The following is a 19,918-nucleotide window of genomic DNA, read 5'->3' as shown; positions in this document are numbered from 1 at the left end:
GGGATTGTCATAAGTAGAATTGGCATAAATGCAATTCCCATACCAAAAAAGACCGGCGCCCCTAAGAACGCCAGTCATTCAGCAATACATTCGATAAATATTTAAGCAATCAAGCCTAAAGCTTCGACTAAGCGTTTATTTGGCTCAACCTTATTCATGCTATAAAAATGCATGGCAGGTACGCCCTCAGAGATTAGACGCTCACACAAACGATAAACGACATCAAAGCCGAACTCTCGGATAGCAGTACGGTCATCGCCAAAATCTGCCAAGCGCTTACGCACGTAACGTGGGATATCAGCGCCACAGCTATCAGCAAAGCGTACGAGATTGCTTGAGTTGGTAATCGGCATGATGCCAGCGACCAAAGGCTGCGCTACCGTGTCAATACCGCGTTTTTCTAAGGTATCACGCAGATATAAATAGCTATCGGCATTATAGAAAAACTGGGTAATCGACGCATTGGCGCCCGCTTGATATTTATTCACCAAATTGTCGACATCAAATTCAAAGCTACGTGCTTGCGGATGCATCTCAGGGTAGGCTGCGACCTCGATACGGAAGTGATCGCCTGAATATTCGCGGATAAACTTTACTAAGTCTAAGGCAAACGGCAGTTCTCCCATACCGACCTGACCTGACGGTAAATCACCACGCAAGGCAACCAAGCGTGTGATGCCCAAACTTTTATAAAGATCGAGTAGTTCAGCGATTTGACTTTTGTCATCACCAATACAAGACATATGCGGCGCAATATCCGTGTCACCGCGCGCACACAACGCTTGCACGATATCAAGCGTGCGGCCACGGGTTGAACCGCCAGCCCCATAGGTCACCGAAAAATACGCAGGTGATAGCTTATTTAACTCATCATAAGTGCTGAGGAGTTTTTCATGGCCTTGCTCGGTTTTGGCTGGGAAAAACTCGAAGGAAAAAGTAGGCTTAGTCACAGTCTGACTCCTATTAGTATTTATAAGCGTCAGGCTTAAACGGACCTTCGACAGGTACGCCTAGATACTCGGCTTGTTTTTCAGTCAGTTTCGTCAATGTACCGTTAAAGCCTGCAACCATTGCCGCCGCAACTTCTTCGTCAAGTTTTTTCGGTAACACTTTAACGTATAAATTATCAAAGCGCTCATCGACTGGCAGCTCAGCGAATTTTTCTTCAAACAAGTACATTTGTGCCAATACTTGGTTAGCGAATGAGCCATCCATCACGCGCGATGGGTGACCAGTAGCATTACCTAAGTTCACCAAGCGACCTTCAGCAAGCAAAATCAAATAATCGTTTTCGTCATCCGAGCGGAACACTTGATGCACTTGTGGCTTAATCTCAACCCAGCGCCAATTGTCACGCATAAATTGCGTATCAATTTCGGTATCGAAGTGACCGATATTACAGACGACCGCACCCGGTTTTAGGGCGGCTAACATATGTTTGTCACAAACGTGATAGTTACCGGTAGTGGTAACAATTAAGTCAGTATCTTCTAATAGACGAGTGTTGATGTTTTCTGCGCCGCCAGTGTTATCGCCATTGATATAAGGTGACAATACTTCATAGCCGTCCATACAGGCTTGCATAGCACAGATAGGATCAACTTCTGATACACGGACAATCATGCCTTCTTGACGTAAGCTTTGGGTAGAGCCTTTACCCACATCGCCATAACCGATGACTAAAGCGCGGCGACCGGCAAGGAACATATCGGTAGCACGTTTGATGGCGTCATTTAAGCTATGACGGCAGCCGTATTTGTTGTCATTTTTAGACTTGGTAACCGCATCGTTGACGTTGATAGCCGGTACTTTTAGCGTACCTTTACCCAGCATTTCAACCAAACGATGGACACCTGTAGTAGTTTCTTCGGAGATACCATGGATATTATCAAGCATTTGGGCATAATCATTATGAATCAAAGCAGTCAAATCACCGCCGTCGTCCAAGATTAAGTTTGCATCCCAAAGCTGACCGGACTCTTCACCGCCAACGTGAATTTGTTGACGCAAGCACCACTCGTACTCTTCTTCGGTTTCGCCTTTCCAAGCATAAACAGAGATACCAGCAGCAGCAATTGCTGCCGCAGCATGGTCTTGGGTTGAGAAGATGTTACATGAGGTCCAGCGTACTTCTGCACCTAGCGCGACAAGCGTCTCGATGAGGACAGCCGTCTGAATAGTCATGTGGATACAGCCAGCGATTTTTGCGCCTTTAAGCGGCTGGTCGGCTTCGTAGCGACGACGTAAACCCATCAGGGCAGGCATTTCGGCTTCAGCTAGGGTGATTTCACGGCGACCGTAATCAGCAAGGCTAATGTCGGCGACTTTATAGTCAGTGAAAGAGGGATCGATCGTATGGGCAGATGGGGTGTTAGACACTGCGTCCATAATATGCTCCTATCAGTTAATAGATAAAAAGAATAAAAACGCAGGTGCCGTTATTTGCGCTGTTCATAACCAAAAATGGTCATAAACAGTTAACCGAGCCTAACATAATAAATGATTTGCAAAGCAATAAAGCTTAATTGCAGTAATCGATGATTATGGCGCAACACCTCTCGGAGGTCGTTATTGTAATTGATGAGGATTAATTTGTCACCTATTGGCTGCGGAAAATCGTAAGTGCTTACGTCATAAAAAAAGGCCATCGATTGATGCCCTTTTCTTTGTTTATATAAATGCTGGATGGTGACGCTAAATGTTTTTAAAACCAGTTATAAGTTAGTGAGGTGAAGAAATTAATACCATCTTGGTTATAACGTGAACCATATTCTCCAAAAATTTCATTAGTTGAATAATCTACGTTAGTTAAGTTGTTGATACGGCTTGTCCATGTTAGGTTTGGGCTAAGGTAATAATTACCACTAATGTTAATTAGTGTATAGTCATCCATAAAAGTACTATTGTCTGCTGAGTTATACGTCTTGCCAACATATTCAGCTTCAGTACGAATATCAAAATCAGTTGCTTGATAACCTACGTAAATAAGCCCAGTATCTTCAGGATGAAATACTAACTGTTTACCTTTATTGACTTCTGAGCGATTTTCGGCATTTGTATACGTATAATGTCCACCAAATAGAACATTACTTAATTGCCAGTCTGAGGTGAAACTATAGCCTGATAGTTTAGCTTCAGCTACGTTACGTGCTTGGTATTTCCCCGTAGCTTCGTCAAATTCATTATTAATGAGATTATCAACATCACCACTAAAGCCAGTTAACCGTGTATTTTGAAAATTGGTGTTTGATTCAACAAATAACTCTATATTTTTGCTTTTCTCAACTTTTAAATCCTCATTCGGTACATAATATGAGCTTTCAACGTATAAGTCATTTAAAGAAGGTGCTCTATATCCTGTAGCGAAGCTTGTACCAATACGCAGGTTAGGTATTAGTTTAAAAGCATAGCCTAGACCAAACGTGGTTTCATCATCAAATTGAGAGTTATCATCAAAACGTACATTCGCTTGAAAATCATGTCTACTCTCATTAACTTGATAGCCCAAAAAACCACTCTTTACTTTACGTTCATCGATTTTATAGCTATCGACCCCGTTAGCTGGTGTTTTATCATTAATGTCTACTCCTTGCTTTAGCCATTCACCACCAGCCTGTACTTGTCCTATAGGTAACTGATAGGTGCTTAACAAATTAACCTGTTTTTGTTTCGTTTCAAATTCATCACCTACCTTATTATCCAACTTATCCAAACTCTGACCTGCCGTTAAGCGTAATCTCAGCTTATCGTTTTCGTATTGTGAAAATGCGGACACGGCACCATTTTCTTGCTCGATTTCTGCATCAGCGCTATTATTAAAATCATCGAATTCAGTCGTTGATTTAGCAAAAAGACCTGTTGCACCAATGCTGATATTTTGTGTTAGAGGAATGCTAGTATTAAGGGAAAAGTTATTGCTTTTAAAACCATCATCATCTCTATTATTACCAGTTTGGTATTCAAGGGCGCTAATACCCTTAGTTTGGTTGCGACTAGCCGATAGGCTGAGTTTACCGCCCTGAGCATTTGCAAACTGTGCAGTAGCACCGTAAACGTAATGATCATTTGAACCAACGCCAGCAGTGGCTGAGAAATTGGTTTGTTTAACATCAGTGCCTTTGGTAAAAATTTGGACAACGCCGCCCATCGCATCAGAGCCATAAATACTAGAGCCCGAAGCGCCGTATAAAATTTCAATACGATCAATTTGATCTGTCGGCAATAAAGCTAGAGCAGGCTGACCGGTTGACATCGAACCATAACGTACGCCATCAATCAATATTAGTATACGTTTGCTATCATAACCGCGTACATAAAAGTTACTGCTACTACTCATACCGCCATCTTGCTTGATGCTAAAACCTGGCTGACGCTTGATCACTTCTAATGCTGTTTGTCCCTTAAAACGCTGCAACTCTTCCTTATCAATCACCCGAGTTTGGGCAATGACATTACTGGTCTTAGTTGGCGTCCGCGTCGCCGTCACGACAATTTTATCAAGCTCAACTTGTGGCAACTCGCTGCGATTGATAACGCTACTATCACCAGTCGCAGCTGTGGCACTAATAGCAAATCCGCCTAACGCACTTAAGATACACAACCGCAGATAGGTAGTCGAAGATGAACGTGATAAAGCCATATTGAATTCCAAAGTTGAATGACAAATTGAACAAATTAAAAAGTTACAGAAGTGAAAGTCTAAAAGTAAAAAGTTACAAAAAATAATACGAATATTACATAAGGTTATTATCTATAAAACCAGCACATTTATAAACTACTTTGTCCTAATATTTATTCAGCATACGCTGAGTGGTGCTCATGATGGTTGAGGTTTATCTGGGTTGTTTAGCTATTTCCAGTGTTTTTTAGGCTTTTAAATAAGTATCATCTGTAAAGGCAAGCCCTATTTTAAACAGTAATAAAAACATTCAATCAAACGCATTGCTGTGATTAATAATTGCTATTATAGTGGCAAATTTCATTTATTTTTTTGTGCTGCCATTCATAAAGTTAAGAGGTTTGTTTTGTCTATTCAGCGTCATCTGAGTGCTCGTACTGCGACATCTTCATCATTTACATCTTTAAAAACAAAAACGCCGCTCATGATAACGGTGTTTTTATTTGCGATGATAGTGAGTGCATTAAGCGTCATTTTTTCACATGGTGCGCTTGCTGCCGAAGCCAGTATATTGGGCGTGGGTGGTCAAACTGAAGAGGTGGCCAACACTTCGACCCCTGATTCTTTCGGACGTGACACGCCGCGCCATACTGTACAAGGCTTTATTAAAGCATTGGGCGATAACGACTATCTGCTGGCCAGTAATTATCTAAATTTATCCAAGTCTGATAATCCCACCACTGTGGTGCGCCAATTTAAGCAAGCACTCGATGCGGGCGGGCGGTTTCAGCCTGATTTGCAAATTAACAATACGCCTGAGGGAAATTTAAGCGATCAGCTACCGCCAAGCCAAGAAAACGTCGGCGTGATTAATGTCGGTGATAAGAGCGTGCCGCTGGTGCTCGAAAGAGTAGCCTCTAAGCAAGGCGAGCAATATTGGCAGTTTTCAAACGATACCCTAAGCTCGATACCAGAAGTGATAGAGAATTATCAGCCGACGCTGGTTTCGCGCTACACCATTGACTCATTAGATGGTAAAAAGCTATTTGGTTATCAGATTTCTGATATATTGGCGGCATTAGCCATTATAGTCAGTAGTTTTATCTTCACTTACATCGTGGTTTGGCTGCTCTATTATTTATTAAAACTGATTTATCCTCGCCTACGAGGTGAGACGTTACCTTTACCTAATAATGTGATATTGCCACTGACCGTCGTTATCACGGCGCTGATATTGGCCGAGGTCATGGTTTATGCTGGTATATCAGTGACACTGCGTGAACCGATTAAGCGCTTTACCGACATTGCCTCTTGGGTAGCGACGACATGGCTATTACTGCGTGTTATTGATTCGATATTTACCCGCGCGGTCAATTTAAGTTATAAGAAAAACTATACCGAGCGAGTTTCTATCTTGGGTTTGATGCGCAAGGTGGTCAAAGCGCTATTATTAATCTTTGCCGTTATTGTCATTTTTGGGAATTTAGGATTTGATTTGACCACAGGGATTGCCGCATTAGGGGTCGGTGGTTTAGCCTTGGCACTAGGTGCGCAAAAGACGATTGAGAACTTGGTCGGCAGTGTGGTGGTGGTGGCAGATTCGCCAGTACGCATCGGCGACTATTGTAGCTTCGGCAACCAAGCAGGTACGGTGATTGATATTGGTATTCGTTCATCACGGGTGCGCACGCTGAACCGGACGATTGTGACGGTACCTAACAGTGACTTCTCATCGATGCAAATTGAAAACTATACCTCACGGGATATGTTTCACTTTTTGCATAACTTATATATCAAACGCAATGCGGATATTGATGTGGTCTTCAAGATGGTCAAAAAATTAGATCAATTTTTGGACGAGCACGAGCTGACCAATCAGGAGTGGAATCAGGCCAATATTTCAGAGCTGCGCCAAGACTGCTACGTCATTCAACTGCGCGCTTATATTAATGCTGTCGATTCGATAGAGTTTTATCGCAAGCAAGATGACTTGTTGGTCGATGTGTTGACCCTGGTGAAAAAATACGATGTCGAGCATGCGCTGCCAACGCAGCAGCTGATTGTCAATCAAGCCGAGCTTGAGCCACAAGCTCAGCTAGAAACCGTGACCGATGATTCGATAAACGAAGCAGTGGACGCAAGCGATGCGAGTGAAGCAGACACTGATGCCAATAACGACAATGCTGATGAGCAAAAGGCGCTTGATTTAAATAAAAACGCTGACAGTGCGACGAGTGAGAAAGAGGCTCGAAAAGACACCACTAAAAAGCAAAAACTACAAAAGCATAAACATCGTCTGTTAAAAAAAGGTCAGTTTAAACACGCCAAAAAGAAATTTGGTTTTTCTATATGGAATCAGCCTTAATATTTTGTGTGGTTATTTTGCTTAAGGTTTATTGAACGTTTTATTTATAAAGCTATGGCTTATAAAGGGATAGCAGTTTTTTGACGTAAAAAACCATAATATTGCCATAACAATAAGCTGGCAGCGCTACGGTGCGGTGACCAATCTTGGGTCAGGTTTTTTAATTGTTTTGGCGTTGGGCGCTCTTCTAAATTTAATAATTCCATCGCTGCAACTTTAATGGCTAGATCATCAACTGCCAGCACGTCAGCGCGCTGTAACGAAAATAGCAGATACATCTCGGCTGTCCAGCGTCCAATACCGATAACAGCAGTCAGGGTATCGATAACGTCGTCGTCGGGTAGGGTTGTTAAGGCAGCAAAATCTATATCGTGCTCGACCAAAGAGCGCGTATAACGAATTTTTTGCTTAGAGAGCCCCTGCGCCCGTAAATCCTCGTCTGTCGCTACACGAATCGCCATCGGTGTTGTTAATCCTTTATCCACCAAGCGTTGCCATATACTGGCCGCCGCCGCGACTGATAACTGCTGTCCAACCATCGCTCTCATTATTTGCGTAAAGCCGCCCGCGTTATTGCGTAAATCAGGCACACCCACTTGCTCATAAACAGGCGCAAATCTTGGTTCGAGAGCAATCAAAGCGTTGATATGTGCTTTTAATGCTTGTTTATTTTCGATGATTTGTATATTCATAGAGAAATCACTTACTAAAAAATATGCAGCAAAATGATAGGAAGGTTTATCAAAGCGCGACTACAAAACGAGAGGGTAAATCTTTGATATAAAAAAGGACTGCGTCATGGCAGTCCTTTTTTTTCGAACTATAATTTTATTCTTTATCGGTTTTGGTCTTTTTAAGTAGTACCAGTACCGCACCATTGCCACCATCTTTCGGCGCAGCCGAGCAAAATGCCAGTACTTCTGGCAGTTGACGTAACCAACCATTGACGCAGGTTTTTAAAATAGCCTCAGAACCTTTACCATGGACGATTTTTACCACAGTTTCATTGTTTTGCTTGGCTTGGCTGAGCAGTTGGGTCATTGCATCGCGCGCTTCTTCAATGGTGCAACCATGGATGTCTACCGCATCATACCAGCGTAGCTTACCTTTTTTAAGCTGATCAAAGATTTTGTTTTGTAAGGTCGGCTGCTTATAAGACAAATAAGCTTCGCCGGCGACAGGGTTTAATAGCGCTTGCATATCTGACAAGCCTGCGCCCAAATCACCAGCTTCGCTCCCTTGAGCAGCCGCACGTTTTGAAAGCGTTGCAGCGTCAGGCTTACCTGCTTTAGAGGCGTTGGCAGGTGTGCGCACGTTTTTGTCTTTTAGCTGGTTGACGCCATGCATCGCTTGCATAAATAGCACTTTATCGTCGTCGATATGTTCGCTATCTAATTGCTTGACCGTTTTTTTGACTTGTTTTTGGGTCAAGAGTGAGACAGGTTCGGTTGGCTTTTCATTTTCACCTTCTGGTGAATTGGTATCGCGACCTTTACTCAGTTGCCCTTTAAGCTCTTTTAATTGGTCTTGCATTTCTTTTGAAAACAGAGAGTTTGACATAATAATTAACGTATCGTTGGTGAGTGAATGAGTGATTTAATAATTTATATCGTACATAAAATAGATGTGGTTTACTTTACGCCTGTGCTGCGACGCTCGCAAGTAAGGATTGTAACGCTTGTCCGGGATGATCGGTCTTCATAAACTGCTCGCCGATTAAAAAATGCTGAATATCATGATTGAGCATCAAACGAATATCATGACTGCTATGAATGCCACTTTCGGTAACAATAAGCGGCCGTTCTAGACGGTCATTAGGATTGGCAGCGAGCGCATCATCGATAGCTAATTCGCGCAGCAGGGTGTTTTTTAAATCAAGCGTCGTTTGTAAGTCGACATAAAAGGTATTTAAATCGCGATTATTAATACCATAGATATTATGCGCTGAACGTGGCAACTGTAGCGCACGCTCAAGCTCATCTGCTGTATGAACTTCAATCAAGACATCCATACCCAGCTCAATGCTTAGCGCATGCAGCTCTTGTACTTGCGCCTCATCAAGACAGGCCATAATCAATAAAATACAATCAGCGCCCATTAAGTAAGATTGGTAAATCTGATAAATATCTACCATAAAATCTTTGCGCAATATGGGCAAATTGCAAGATTGGCGCGCTTGGATTAAGTAGCTATCATCACCTTGGAAATAATCACGGTCGGTGAGTACTGATAAACAACTGGCTCCCGCTTGCTCATATTGCTTGGCAAATAGCGCAGGCTCAAAGTTATGATTGATAATACCTTTAGACGGCGAGGCTTTTTTAATCTCCGCAATGATACCAATATCAGCGCTGCGTAAAGCATTGGCAAAACCGCGACGTGGCTGGGTATCAGCGGTGGCTTGCGATTTTAATGCCTCAAGCGATACTGCCGCACGAGCAGCAGCAACTTCCTCGTGCTTGGTAGCAACGATACGCTGCAACACTGAAGGAATCGCGGTGTCTGATTTTGGTTTGGCGGTCATGGCTATATTCCGTTATTTGGTAAAAAAATTAGGGTAACAATTAGGCTAATAAATTAAGGCGGCACACATAGTTGCGATTAACAGGGTTATGAGCCACGTATTTCTTATTAATTCTAAGCATTTAGCTTATTAAACTTGGTCAGCTAATTGCTGCGTATATTTGGCTAAGTCATCAAGCTTACTCAAAGCGTCACCATTTTGAATGACTTTTTGGGCGCGGCTCACGCCATTCGGATAGTTGCTGGCAAGTCCTGCGGTATATATCGCAGCACCGGCATTTAAGGCAATCATATCACGGGCTTTTAGAACAGCGCGGTCATTAATATCTGCACCTGATAAAGCGGCACGAATCAGCTCAAGACTTTGGGCAGGAGAATCGACATCAAGCCCAATTAAGGTTTGTGACTCAACGCCCGCATCTTCTGGCATCATCTCATAAACAGAGATTTCACCGTCTTTTAACTCGGCTACCGTGGTTGAAGTTGCAAGACTGATTTCATCCAAACCATCTTTGGCACCGACCACCATTACATGACGCGCGCCCAGATTTTTCATCACTTTTGCCAAAGGCTCACATAACTGGGCGGTAAAGACGCCGATAACCAGATTTGGCGTGCCAGCAGGGTTGGTCAGTGGACCTAAGATATTAAAAATCGTCCGCGCTTTTAGCTCACGGCGTACCGGATTGGCGTAGCGCATCGCACTATGATGATTGGGCGCAAATAAAAAGCCAATCCCTTGATTCTCGATACACTGCTGTGCTTGCTCTGGTGTCAGGGTTAGGCTAATACCAGCTTGCTCAAGTAAGTCTGAGCTACCAGATTTGGTTGAAACGCCGCGGTTGCCATGCTTAGCGACTTGCGCCCCAGCTGCGGCTGCGACCAAGGCTGCCGCTGTGGATACGTTAAATAAGTTAGCGCCATCGCCACCAGTACCGACGATATCGACCATGTAGCGACAGTCTCTTGGGTTAATATTGGCAGCTAAGTCACGCATCGCACTGGCTGAGGCGGTAATCTCGTCGATGGATTCGCCTTTCATCCGCAGGCCCGTCAAAATCGCACCCATCATGGCATCGCTGCATCTGCCTTGCATGATGACGAGCATGACTTGATACATCTCGTCAAAGGTCAAATCAATATTCTGAAAAATCCTGCCTAATGCGGTGGTCAGAAGCTTATGAATACTCTCATCTGGCAGCTGATTGATGCTCTCAGCATTTTGCAGGTTTTGCTTATCTTGATTCATGATTGATTTTTTGTCCTGCATAGCGGCAGCGGTCATAATATTCTCACTTATTATTATCTTTTATAGTTGTCGTTTAAATACATTCATTGGATTAAAAAATAGGGTTCGTCTTTTAAAACACTTATCCTACTTTTGGTAAATTATCTGAGGATAAAACTGCTAACTGATGCATTTGTAAAAAATTATTCAGCAGCTGATAACCCGCTTCGCTTAAAATCGACTCAGGATGAAACTGGACGCCCTCAATCGCAAACTCGCGGTGGCGAATGCCCATGATTTCTTCGATATTGCCATCAGCATTTTGAGTCCAAGCGCTAACTTCAAAGCAGTCGGGTAAGCTTGCTTGCTCAATCACCAATGAGTGATAACGGGTAAACTGGGCTGGATTTGGCAAGTTGGTAAAAGCGCCTTGACCATTATGATAAATAGCCGATAACCGCCCATGCATAACCTCGCTTGCTTTGACGACTTTACCGCCAAAGGCTTGACCGATTGCCTGATGACCCAAGCAAATACCTAATATCGGGATAATGCCTTTAAAGGTCGCAATCACCTCTAGCGAGATACCAGCACTGTCAGGGTCACAGGGGCCGGGACCAATAACAATGGCATCTGGCGCAAGTGCTTTAATCTCATCAATACTGATTTCATCGTTGTGCCAAACGCTGATGTCCTGCTGCAATTCACCGAAGTACTGTACAATATTGTAGGTAAAGCTGTCGTAATTATCGATCATCAAAATCATCATTTGTTCAACTTATTATCTTTAACCTAGTGTCTTAATCTTGGTGTTCTTAGTGTAGTGTCTTTAATTCAATAGGTTTAACAGCGATGCGATTTTAAACGCTGTTATCTTAACACTATTTCGTTATCTATCAAACGTAGCGCTGTTGCACGCTGATAGTAATAAATGCTCTATAAAGGTGCATTACTAAGTTAAATTTTCTAAATTTTGCACTATTATGGGACGTCATTTAATATATTCATCTTTGAGTTTGCTAGCTATACATAGCAATTGCTATGCAAATAACGCTTTAATATAAAAGATTTATATTACGTAAATGTTTGTATTTATTGTAGATAATTATTACTTTCAGCCTTTGGAAATTTTAAAAACTTGATGGCCCGAAGATGAGTTGGCATAGTAGCTGCAATTCTTATAGGTGTGAATAGCTCGCTATTAAAGCGATGTAATATTATTTACCAAGATGCATTTGAAGAGTTCAGCATTATTGGCCAGATGTTGCTAAAATAGCACCTGCATTTATTTGGCTCATAAAAATACTTAAAGCTTAACGCCAGAAAATCAGCTGGGCTTTAAGCAAAAAATAATTTTTAAAAAACTTTTCGTCTAAAATTTTCATACTACGTTACAATTTTATTACCATGTTAACCATAAGGGAAACTTTCCATGTCGAACAAATTACTTGATCTTATCGAATCATCCAATGCCAAATGGGTCGATTTCCGTTTCACCGATACCCGCGGCAAAGAGCAACACATGACTTTCCCAGCGCACAGCGTTGATGAAGAAGTGATGGAAGATGGCAAAATGTTCGACGGCTCATCGATTGCTGGCTGGAAGGGTATCGAAGCCTCAGATATGATTTTGCGCCCTGACCCAGAAACTGCCTTTATCGACCCATTCTTTGACGCAGTTACTGTGGTGGTGACTTGTGACATCATCGAGCCATCAACGCTGCAAGGCTATGACCGTGATCCGCGCTCTATTGCTCGTCGGGCCGAAGAATACTTAAAATCAACGGGTATTGGTGATACCGCTTTTTTTGGTCCTGAGCCTGAGTTCTTTGTTTTTGACGAAGTAAAATGGTCGGTTGATATGTCTGGTGTCAGCCATGAAATCGTCGCTGAAGAAGCCGCTTGGTCAACCAATAAAGCCTATGAGTGGGGCAACATGGGGCATCGTCCACGCGTTAAAGGCGGCTATGTACCAGTACCACCGGTTGATAGCTCACAAGACATGCGTGCGGTAATGTGCGAGCGTATCGAAGATATGATTGGCGAAGGTTGTATCGAAGTCCATCATCATGAAGTGACTCCTTGCCAGTTAGAAATTGGCGTGGCATTTAATACTTTAGTACGTAAAGCAGACGAAGTACAAAAGCTAAAGTATGCCGTCCATAACGTTGCCCACCAGTTTGGCAAAACCGCCACCTTTATGCCAAAACCTATCGTTGGTGATAACGGTTCTGGTATGCACGTGCATATTTCTATCTCAAAAGACGGCGTCAATACTTTCTCAGGTGATGAATATGCCGGCTTGTCAGAAACCGCACTATACTTTATCGGTGGTATTATCAAACATGCCCGTGCTTTAAATGCGATTACCAACCCATCGACCAACAGCTATAAGCGTCTTGTGCCGCATTATGAAGCGCCTATCAAGCTTGCGTACTCAGCGTCTAACCGCTCGGCGTCTATCCGTATTCCACACGTTAGTAGCCCAAAAGCGGTACGTGTTGAAGCGCGTTTCCCTGATCCAGCAGCCAATCCATACCTGGCGTTTGCAGCGTTATTGATGGCAGGTCTTGACGGTATTCAAAACAAAATGCATCCAGGCGAAGCCGCTGATAAAAACTTATATGACTTACCGCCAGAAGAAGAAGCACTCATTCCAACGGTTGCTGAAAACTTAGAAGTGGCCCTACAAGCGTTAAAAGATGACCATGAGTTCTTATTAAAAGGCGATGTGTTTACTAAAGAGATGCTAGAAGCTTACATCGCGCTGAAGCAAGAAGAAGTACAACGTGTCAACATTACTGTGCATCCTGTTGAGTTTGATTTGTACTATAGCTGCTAATTAATAATTAATAGGCTCAATTGTTTTAAATAAGAAAAACCAGCTAAATTATATTTAGCTGGTTTTTTTGTGGGCAATTAAAGTAGACGTTTAATTGTTAAATTTAGTGTAAAGTCATTACTGATTTAATGGCAAAAATATCGCATAATGGTTACATCTATATATTAATAACAAATCGCTTTAGGCTGATTGACTATGAGTTCATCATTTAAAAGTACTGTTTTTTTAAATAAAGGGTTGTCGGTAAGTTTGCTGACAGGGCTGATTATTAGCACCGCAAGCCTTTACGCGCCGATGGCAAATGCCGCTGCTATTTATAAAGTTGTCGATGAAAAGACCGGTCAAGTGACCTTTACCGATCGTCCGCAAAACTACGAACAGCAAGCTGGCAAACAAATTAGCCAAACCAGCGTCATGACTGGCAGCGATAGTGTGGGTGCAAATAGTTCTAGTCAAACCAACAATGCCAACAATCAGCCTGTCAATACTACTCAAGCACCTGCTGCTAACGCGACTAGTACCACCGCCCACAGTGACAAAACCGCTAATAAAGCGCCTATTAATTATCAGCTGACGATAACAGAGCCTAGCGAAGAGCGGGCATACCGTCGTCCGGTACAAAGCATCGATGTCAAGGTGCAAGTAAAACCAGCCCTACAAGCAGGCGATAGCGTGAGCATTTACTTAGATGGTAACGAAGTGGCGCAGGGCTTGAGCGCTTCGATTGCCACCGTTGATATTCTACCGGGTGCGCATAACATCAAAGCAGCGATAAAAAATAAAAAAGGGCAGGCAGCAAAACAGGTCGAGCGTACGGTTTATGTCATTCAAAATACACAAACCTTGCAAAAAAAGAAGAAATTAGCAGAGCAGCTGTTGGCGTATCAGCGCCTACCTTGGCACCAAAAAGTGTTATTAAAACTGCGTCAAGATGGCAAGCAGCCCAATATGTTGTCATTTACTAAGCCCATAGTTGATAAGCCAATAGCTGATAAACCCATGACCCTTGAAGAACCGATAAAGAAATAACCTTGAATCTCTTGATTAAGTGTTAATAATAAAAATATATCTATAAAGTAAGGGCAGTCACTGAATCAGTGGCTGCCCTTATTGTTAAAAACCATTTTCTATAACTGTCGTTATCTTATTTAGACAACTCAATCGTGCCATTGGCAGTGACTGAAATGGTACTATTGCCCGATTCAAAGCTTTGGCTTGGTACTGAGGCATCCGCCGCTTCAGCTTTCATATTCATCGCGCTATACATAGGGCGAGGGTAGTTGCTGCCGGTATTTAGATTGACAGTGACGACACGATAACCGCGCGCATCCCATGCACGAGTCAGGTTTTTAGCCTGCTGCTGAAAAGCGCGAGAAGCATCGGTCATAAGCTTTTGCTCTAGCGCATCTTTTTTAGCGTCTGAAACCCCAAAGTTTAGGTTTTCCATCACTAAGGTTTGCTGTAAGTCTGCAATCAGTTGGCTGGTGGCAGCAAAGTCAGTGCTCTTTAAGTCGATGTTGGCTTGTCCTGTCCAACCAATGATTTTGTCGTTTTTATCGTAGCGCGGATAGGTGCGCTGCTGGCCAGTACTAACCGTCACGCTTGGGTAGCGTTTGGCGATTTTCATCGCGTTATTGATCGAAGTATTAAGCGTGGTCGCTAGCGTTTTAGCATCTGATGCTTGCGCTTTTTTATACATAGTGGCGCGAACTTCGTCGTTTTGGACTTCCTCTTTGACTTCTGTCTGAAAAGTCAGTTGATCGTAGCCTGTAGGTTCTGCATGGGCGCTACCTATCATTGCTGTTAGTAGAGCAGCGGTACCCGTAGCAAGTGCGGCTTTGTTCATCCAAGTGTTTTTCATAATTATCTCCTAATTAGTGCTAGTAATGGTCATGATAGTTGTATGAGGGATATGGTCAGAAAACTCATTTTTATATGAGTGTTTTCTATATTGGTTTTTATGCAACATACCTTGACTAAAATAGCAAAAAATCAACAATTTGCTATGAGTATTTTGTCAGTTAAGTTGCTGTTTAAATTTGGCTACATCGTCACTTGCACGTATTACTGATAAGGTTGTCTATTGCCTAAAGCAAACAGTTTGACAATGGGGGGTTGTAATAATAAAAAAATCTTGTATAATCTGCAACTGGTGGCTCCATTGGTAGCCTCGCAACATTGTTCTATGAATCCCGCCAGGACCGGAAGGTAGCAACGGTAATAGTTATAATGTGTGCCGAGGATGTGCTGATGGAGTCGCTTTTTTTTACCTAAAATTTGCTGATAGTCGTGCTATATCGCTTTAAACGAGTCAAACCTTATAATAAGCCCTTAATTGTAAAGGGCTTTTTTTTCGCCTGCATTTCGTCTGATTTTAGACTTTAAACAAAATATATGAGTTAAAATACAATGTAGTAACCTTTAATAACAATTTTGTGAACAAAAAACCTTTTGGAGTCTGATAATGAAAATGTTCGTTTGGCTATTCATTGCAGTGGTGATATTGATCGTGGTGTTTGGGGTGTCAGTATTTAATAAGCTGGTACGTGCCCGCAACCAAGCAAAAAATGGCTTTGCACAAATCGATGTGCAGCTAAAGCGCCGTCACGATTTGATTCCAAATTTGGTCGAAACCGCTAAACGTTATCTGACCCATGAAGAAGAGACGCTGACCCGTGTGATTAATGCGCGTAATCATGCCCAAAGCTTGCAAGATTCTACTAAGCATCAGCCAGACTCCCTTGAACATATGGCGTTGTTTGCCAAAGCAGAGGGTATGTTGTCAAAAGCCTTGGGGCAATTCTCAGCGGTTGTAGAAGCCTATCCTGAGTTAAAAGCGGATAGTATGATTAAAGAGCTGATGGATGAGCTCACCAATACCGAAAATAGGATTGGCTTTGCCCGTCAGCATTATAATGACAGCGTGATGTTTTATAACAATGACCGCGAAGTGTTTCCTAATAATCTTGTCAGCACAACCTTTGGCTTTCGTCCACTTAGCCCATTGGTATTTGAAGATAGAAAGGTAATTGCTCAAGCACCTGTCGTCGATATGGGCTGATGCTCAAATAATGTTAAATGTGTTTAGCTAGCGTTAGGTAAATAAATAGATGGATTTTTTTGGTGCACAGCGTAGCCGTACTCAGCGCAGCTTGTTGCTTTATGGACTATTTTTTCTGATTGTCTTTGCCCATATTGCTGTAGCACTTGGTGTCATGGCGTTGCTGCTCACGCTATTTACCGGTGGCATTTATCATTGGGTATTAATACTGGTGGTCGTATGGACAATCGGTAGCTTTGTCGTTGGTAGTTTTTTAGAGTATAGGCGCTTAAAAGCAGGTGGTCGGGCGATTGCTCAACGTGTGGGTGCAGTGCGCTTATTTATCGACCAAAGCCAAGACGCTTGGGAGCATAGCCAAGGAGTTGCCCATCAGCATCAGCCTGTATCAAAAGTTCGCTTTAGTGCCCGCCAGATTGCCGTGCGTGATGAGCGGGATTTCCCGCCTGTTTATCGGCGTTATTATGAGATTGCCCAGCAGCTAGCCATTGCTTCAGGTTTGCGAATGCCAATTTTATATGTGCTACCTGAAGAACAAGGCATTAATGGTTTTGTGGCGGGTCGCCATAGCCAAGATATGGTGCTCGTCGTCACCCAAGGCGCCCTCGATAAACTATCTGATGAGGCGCTATACGGGCTGATAGGGCATGAGTATGGTCATATCTTGCATGGCGATGCGACGTTTAATTTACAGCTAATGGTGGTACTAGCAGGTTTGCAATTACTCTATGACTGGAGTGATTCTATTAATGATTTTGGTTCTGGTTATAAAGTCAGTCATCAAACCACTCAGCAAAACTATTTTGATGGCTCTTTTATTAATAGTGCGGTCAATCAAAGCAACCCTTTACCGCAAAAAGCAATCGATAGCCATGCGCGTCGCACTGAAGCGCAGACAGCCAACTTTACCACTCATAGCGAATGGGTAGCCTACTGGCAAAACCAGTCGCAAAGCCAGCAATCTTCAGCTAAGGGTCAGTCAAGATGGCTACAACATAATAATAAGTTTGATAATCAAGCACCGCGCAATATTTGGACATTATTAATTCATGGTTTGAGCTTTTCTAGTATGGCCAGTGCGCAGCTGATTAAACACAGCTTTAACCGTGAGCGCGAGTTGCTTGCTGATGCGACCAGTGTGCAGCTGACACGTTCGCCGGCTATTATGGAAACCTTAAAGGCCATTCATCAAGATGCGCTTGGTTCGCGCTTAACTGGCATCGCCGATATCAATGGATTAAGTCATTTCTTTTTTGCCAGTAGTGGTGCTGATTTGGGTGACGTATCATGGTTTGCCACGCATCCAAGTTTGGCTGAGCGTATGAGTGCTATCAATGCCAACGCTTATCATGATTTCGCCGTGCAAGTGGCTAAAGAAAAACGTCTCAATCAGCAAAAGATAAAAGAAATTTATGAGCAGCGCCGCTTGGGTGATTGGGGCGTGATAGTAACAAATAGCCTAAGTGAAAATAAATTCACTGATAAAAATATTAATAATACATTCAATGATGTTATTGACGAAGATGCCATTCAAAAAAATACTATTCAAAAAAATACTATTCATAAAGCTGCTATCGAAAAAGAAATCGCAACCTATTCTACTAGTGAGATAAATAATGAATTGCAGAGCGACAGTGGGCTTGAATTTGTTGTAGAGCAAGATGTTGTTATTGATGGGCGTTTGCAGGTGCAAGCAGAAGATATCGGTACTCAGCAGCTGCTTAAGCCATGGCAAGCCAAACCTGATAGTGATTTGCCGTCTGATGCATTGGTTGGCATTGATGACATACAAAAGGTATTGCTACCGCAGTATGTGCTCAATCACAGTTATCACCCGCTAGGGGCGCAAGCTTTGATTGAAGTCGTGTTACTTTGTCATCAGGGTTGTGTGCTGTCAACAACAGCAACTTATGATTTAACTGATATCTGGCTTGGGCTTGCTAACGATGGAACCTCTGCTGCTGAAACTGATACAAGCGGCAACACACAAATTTTACCGCATACACTCGATCATAAATTATTAGCGGCAGTGGCAAATCTTGATCGGCGCGTAGACAGTGCTTTGATTGCATTGGCGCTAAAGCAACTACGCCAGCATAATTTATCAGAAAACGCTATCGATGAGTTGCGCTTAAAATATGAAGCCAGTCATCGTAATCAAGATCATCAACATTACGTGCAGCAAAAAAAGTGTCGGTCAATGCTATTGCGTTATCAGCGAGGTATCATTGAGCTATTTGAAAATTCCCTAACGGCTGATTTAAGCCAAAAATTTGCTGATACTATAGATAATGATGATTCTATTGATAAATCTACATCCGTATTAAATCCTTTAGAGAATACCTATTCTCGGTCGCCAGCGATTTTAGCGTTATGGCAGGCGCTACAGCTGCAGCAATTGTTACCCGTATTGTCTGCCGTATTAAATGATACACAGGTTCAGTCGCATCTTCACCCTCAATATCCATACTATCAATGGCAGCAAGTATTGCACGCTGGCACGGATGATATCTATGCTCAGCTTGACCCGTCAGGACAGGTGTTTAATGGTCTCGATATTGCCGCGAGAACAATGCTTACTTTATTGGCTTATCGCTTATCAAAGGATGCCAAAGGGCAGATAATATCTGCCCTAGATAGCTCAGTACCTATCTCAACACCTATTTCAGTGCTCAGCTATAATAGTGCTAGCGTTGCTCATTATCTTGTAGATTTACGCCGTCATGCACGTTTGATTGATATTGATTTAGCAGCCGTTGGTGAGGCAAATTTGCAATGGTTGTTATTGACTGCGCAAAGTTTAAATACTGTCCAATTATTAGCATTAATAGAAGCGGTGCCTATTTTTATAGCGTCTGCAAGTCAATCGTCTGTATCAGAAGCCAAAGGTGATGATAATTATCGACAGAGGCAACAGGGCGGCGCTCAAATAGATTATAATGCTCATATACAGGACGGCAATGCAGATAGGGCAGATAGGGCAGATAGGGCAGATAAGGCGGGCAATGATAGTACGCGCCATTTTTATACTTATCATACGTACCGGCAATGGCTGAGTACGTTGCATACAGTGATGTTACACGATACGATAGTCAGTCAAGATGAGTATGATTGTTTGACCGAGCTTGCCAATCATTGGCTAGGCGTTCGGCAGCTTTTTTGAGCAATGTCATTAATTGCATTTGAGTATTCTTTTTTAAATTGAATCGACTATATTTTTAATCCTTTTTTTTAACATCGTTCTTTAATATTGTTTTTGACATTAAAAGCCTGTAAATCCATTT

The 19,918-nt window shown here is 42.6% G+C and carries 14 protein-coding genes and 1 other RNA gene; 6 read left to right on the top strand and 9 right to left on the bottom strand.

Going from position 1 to position 19,918, the window contains the following annotated elements:
- Window positions 1-101: 101 nt before the first annotated feature.
- The 3 genes from H9653_RS01640 to H9653_RS01630 form a co-directional block, all read right to left on the bottom strand.
- Window positions 102-950, bottom strand: coding sequence for a methylenetetrahydrofolate reductase (locus H9653_RS01640; RefSeq protein WP_191689952.1), 849 nt, complete (start codon window positions 948-950; stop codon window positions 102-104).
- A 13-nt stretch (window positions 951-963) separates the two neighbouring features.
- Window positions 964-2,388, bottom strand: a complete 1,425-nt coding sequence (ahcY, locus tag H9653_RS01635) for an adenosylhomocysteinase (protein WP_144296236.1) — start codon at window positions 2,386-2,388, stop codon at window positions 964-966.
- Between the two features lie 316 nt (window positions 2,389-2,704).
- Entirely contained in the window at window positions 2,705-4,639 is a 1,935-nt protein-coding gene (locus H9653_RS01630) for a TonB-dependent receptor plug domain-containing protein (RefSeq protein ID WP_191689950.1), read from the bottom strand.
- Between the two features lie 385 nt (window positions 4,640-5,024).
- On the opposite strand from H9653_RS01630, the gene H9653_RS01625 reads away from it, so the two are divergent.
- Window positions 5,025-6,983, top strand: coding sequence for a mechanosensitive ion channel family protein (locus H9653_RS01625; RefSeq protein WP_225211554.1), 1,959 nt, complete (start codon window positions 5,025-5,027; stop codon window positions 6,981-6,983).
- 59 nt (window positions 6,984-7,042) lie between these two features.
- On the opposite strand, the gene H9653_RS01620 is transcribed toward H9653_RS01625, so the two are convergent.
- The 5 genes from H9653_RS01620 to H9653_RS01600 form a co-directional block, all read right to left on the bottom strand.
- Window positions 7,043-7,675, bottom strand: coding sequence for a DNA-3-methyladenine glycosylase family protein (locus H9653_RS01620; RefSeq protein ID WP_191689948.1), 633 nt, complete (start codon window positions 7,673-7,675; stop codon window positions 7,043-7,045).
- A gap of 136 nt (window positions 7,676-7,811) precedes the next feature.
- Entirely contained in the window at window positions 7,812-8,543 is a 732-nt protein-coding gene (locus H9653_RS01615; protein ID WP_191689946.1) for a Smr/MutS family protein, read from the bottom strand.
- Window positions 8,544-8,619: 76 nt separating this feature from the next.
- Complete coding sequence (gene trpC / locus H9653_RS01610; RefSeq protein WP_191689945.1) at window positions 8,620-9,507, bottom strand: indole-3-glycerol phosphate synthase TrpC; 888 nt, start codon at window positions 9,505-9,507, stop codon at window positions 8,620-8,622.
- Between the two features lie 129 nt (window positions 9,508-9,636).
- The gene (gene trpD, locus H9653_RS01605) at window positions 9,637-10,755 is read right to left on the bottom strand and encodes an anthranilate phosphoribosyltransferase (RefSeq protein ID WP_191690051.1); all 1,119 of its coding nucleotides are present in this window, start codon (window positions 10,753-10,755) and stop codon (window positions 9,637-9,639) included.
- A 121-nt stretch (window positions 10,756-10,876) separates the two neighbouring features.
- A complete protein-coding gene (locus tag H9653_RS01600; protein ID WP_144296405.1) occupies window positions 10,877-11,500 on the bottom strand; it encodes an anthranilate synthase component II in 624 nt (207 codons plus the stop codon).
- A 666-nt stretch (window positions 11,501-12,166) separates the two neighbouring features.
- Between H9653_RS01600 and glnA the strand changes: the two genes are divergently transcribed.
- Both glnA and H9653_RS01590 read left to right on the top strand, forming a co-directional pair.
- The gene (gene glnA, locus H9653_RS01595) at window positions 12,167-13,576 is read left to right on the top strand and encodes a type I glutamate--ammonia ligase (RefSeq protein ID WP_191689943.1); all 1,410 of its coding nucleotides are present in this window, start codon (window positions 12,167-12,169) and stop codon (window positions 13,574-13,576) included.
- Window positions 13,577-13,771: 195 nt separating this feature from the next.
- Window positions 13,772-14,605 (top strand): DUF4124 domain-containing protein, encoded by an 834-nt coding sequence (locus tag H9653_RS01590; protein ID WP_191689941.1) that lies wholly within the window; start codon window positions 13,772-13,774, stop codon window positions 14,603-14,605.
- Window positions 14,606-14,720: 115 nt separating this feature from the next.
- Here the strand turns inward: H9653_RS01590 and H9653_RS01585 are convergent, their stop codons facing one another.
- Window positions 14,721-15,437 carry an SIMPL domain-containing protein gene (locus H9653_RS01585; protein WP_144296230.1) on the bottom strand — a complete coding sequence of 239 codons (717 nt, stop codon included), beginning with the start codon at window positions 15,435-15,437 and terminating at the stop codon, window positions 14,721-14,723.
- Window positions 15,438-15,735: 298 nt separating this feature from the next.
- Here H9653_RS01585 and ffs point away from each other — a divergent pair.
- The 3 genes from ffs (at window position 15,736) to H9653_RS01570 (ending at window position 19,797) form a co-directional block, all read left to right on the top strand.
- Window positions 15,736-15,832, top strand: an RNA gene (ffs, locus tag H9653_RS01580) — signal recognition particle sRNA small type.
- Between the two features lie 208 nt (window positions 15,833-16,040).
- Complete coding sequence (locus H9653_RS01575) at window positions 16,041-16,637, top strand: LemA family protein (RefSeq protein ID WP_191689939.1); 597 nt, start codon at window positions 16,041-16,043, stop codon at window positions 16,635-16,637.
- A 49-nt stretch (window positions 16,638-16,686) separates the two neighbouring features.
- Entirely contained in the window at window positions 16,687-19,797 is a 3,111-nt protein-coding gene (locus tag H9653_RS01570) for a M48 family metalloprotease (protein ID WP_191689937.1), read from the top strand.
- The last annotated feature ends 121 nt before the right edge of the window (window positions 19,798-19,918 follow it).

The sequence above is a fragment of the Psychrobacter communis genome (genome assembly GCF_014836505.1).
Lineage (GTDB): Bacteria > Pseudomonadota > Gammaproteobacteria > Pseudomonadales > Moraxellaceae > Psychrobacter > Psychrobacter faecalis.
The sequence above is the reverse complement of the archived record's forward strand: the minus strand, read 5'-3'. Positions and strand labels throughout refer to the sequence as shown.

Bases quoted from the DNA above. Each gene is read 5' to 3' on its own strand.
- ahcY (WP_144296236.1), bottom strand. From the start codon at position 2,388: ATGGACGCAGTGTCTAACACCCCATCTGCCCATACGATCGATCCCTCT.
- H9653_RS01630 (WP_191689950.1), bottom strand. From the start codon at position 4,639: ATGGCTTTATCACGTTCATCTTCGACTACCTATCTGCGGTTGTGTATC.
- H9653_RS01620 (WP_191689948.1), bottom strand. From the start codon at position 7,675: ATGAATATACAAATCATCGAAAATAAACAAGCATTAAAAGCACATATC.
- H9653_RS01615 (WP_191689946.1), bottom strand. From the start codon at position 8,543: ATGTCAAACTCTCTGTTTTCAAAAGAAATGCAAGACCAATTAAAAGAG.
- trpC (WP_191689945.1), bottom strand. From the start codon at position 9,507: ATGACCGCCAAACCAAAATCAGACACCGCGATTCCTTCAGTGTTGCAG.
- trpD (WP_191690051.1), bottom strand. From the start codon at position 10,755: ATGAATCAAGATAAGCAAAACCTGCAAAATGCTGAGAGCATCAATCAG.
- H9653_RS01600 (WP_144296405.1), bottom strand. From the start codon at position 11,500: ATGATTTTGATGATCGATAATTACGACAGCTTTACCTACAATATTGTA.
- glnA (WP_191689943.1), top strand. From the start codon at position 12,167: ATGTCGAACAAATTACTTGATCTTATCGAATCATCCAATGCCAAATGG.
- H9653_RS01590 (WP_191689941.1), top strand. From the start codon at position 13,772: ATGAGTTCATCATTTAAAAGTACTGTTTTTTTAAATAAAGGGTTGTCG.
- H9653_RS01585 (WP_144296230.1), bottom strand. From the start codon at position 15,437: ATGAAAAACACTTGGATGAACAAAGCCGCACTTGCTACGGGTACCGCT.
- H9653_RS01575 (WP_191689939.1), top strand. From the start codon at position 16,041: ATGAAAATGTTCGTTTGGCTATTCATTGCAGTGGTGATATTGATCGTG.
- H9653_RS01570 (WP_191689937.1), top strand. From the start codon at position 16,687: ATGGATTTTTTTGGTGCACAGCGTAGCCGTACTCAGCGCAGCTTGTTG.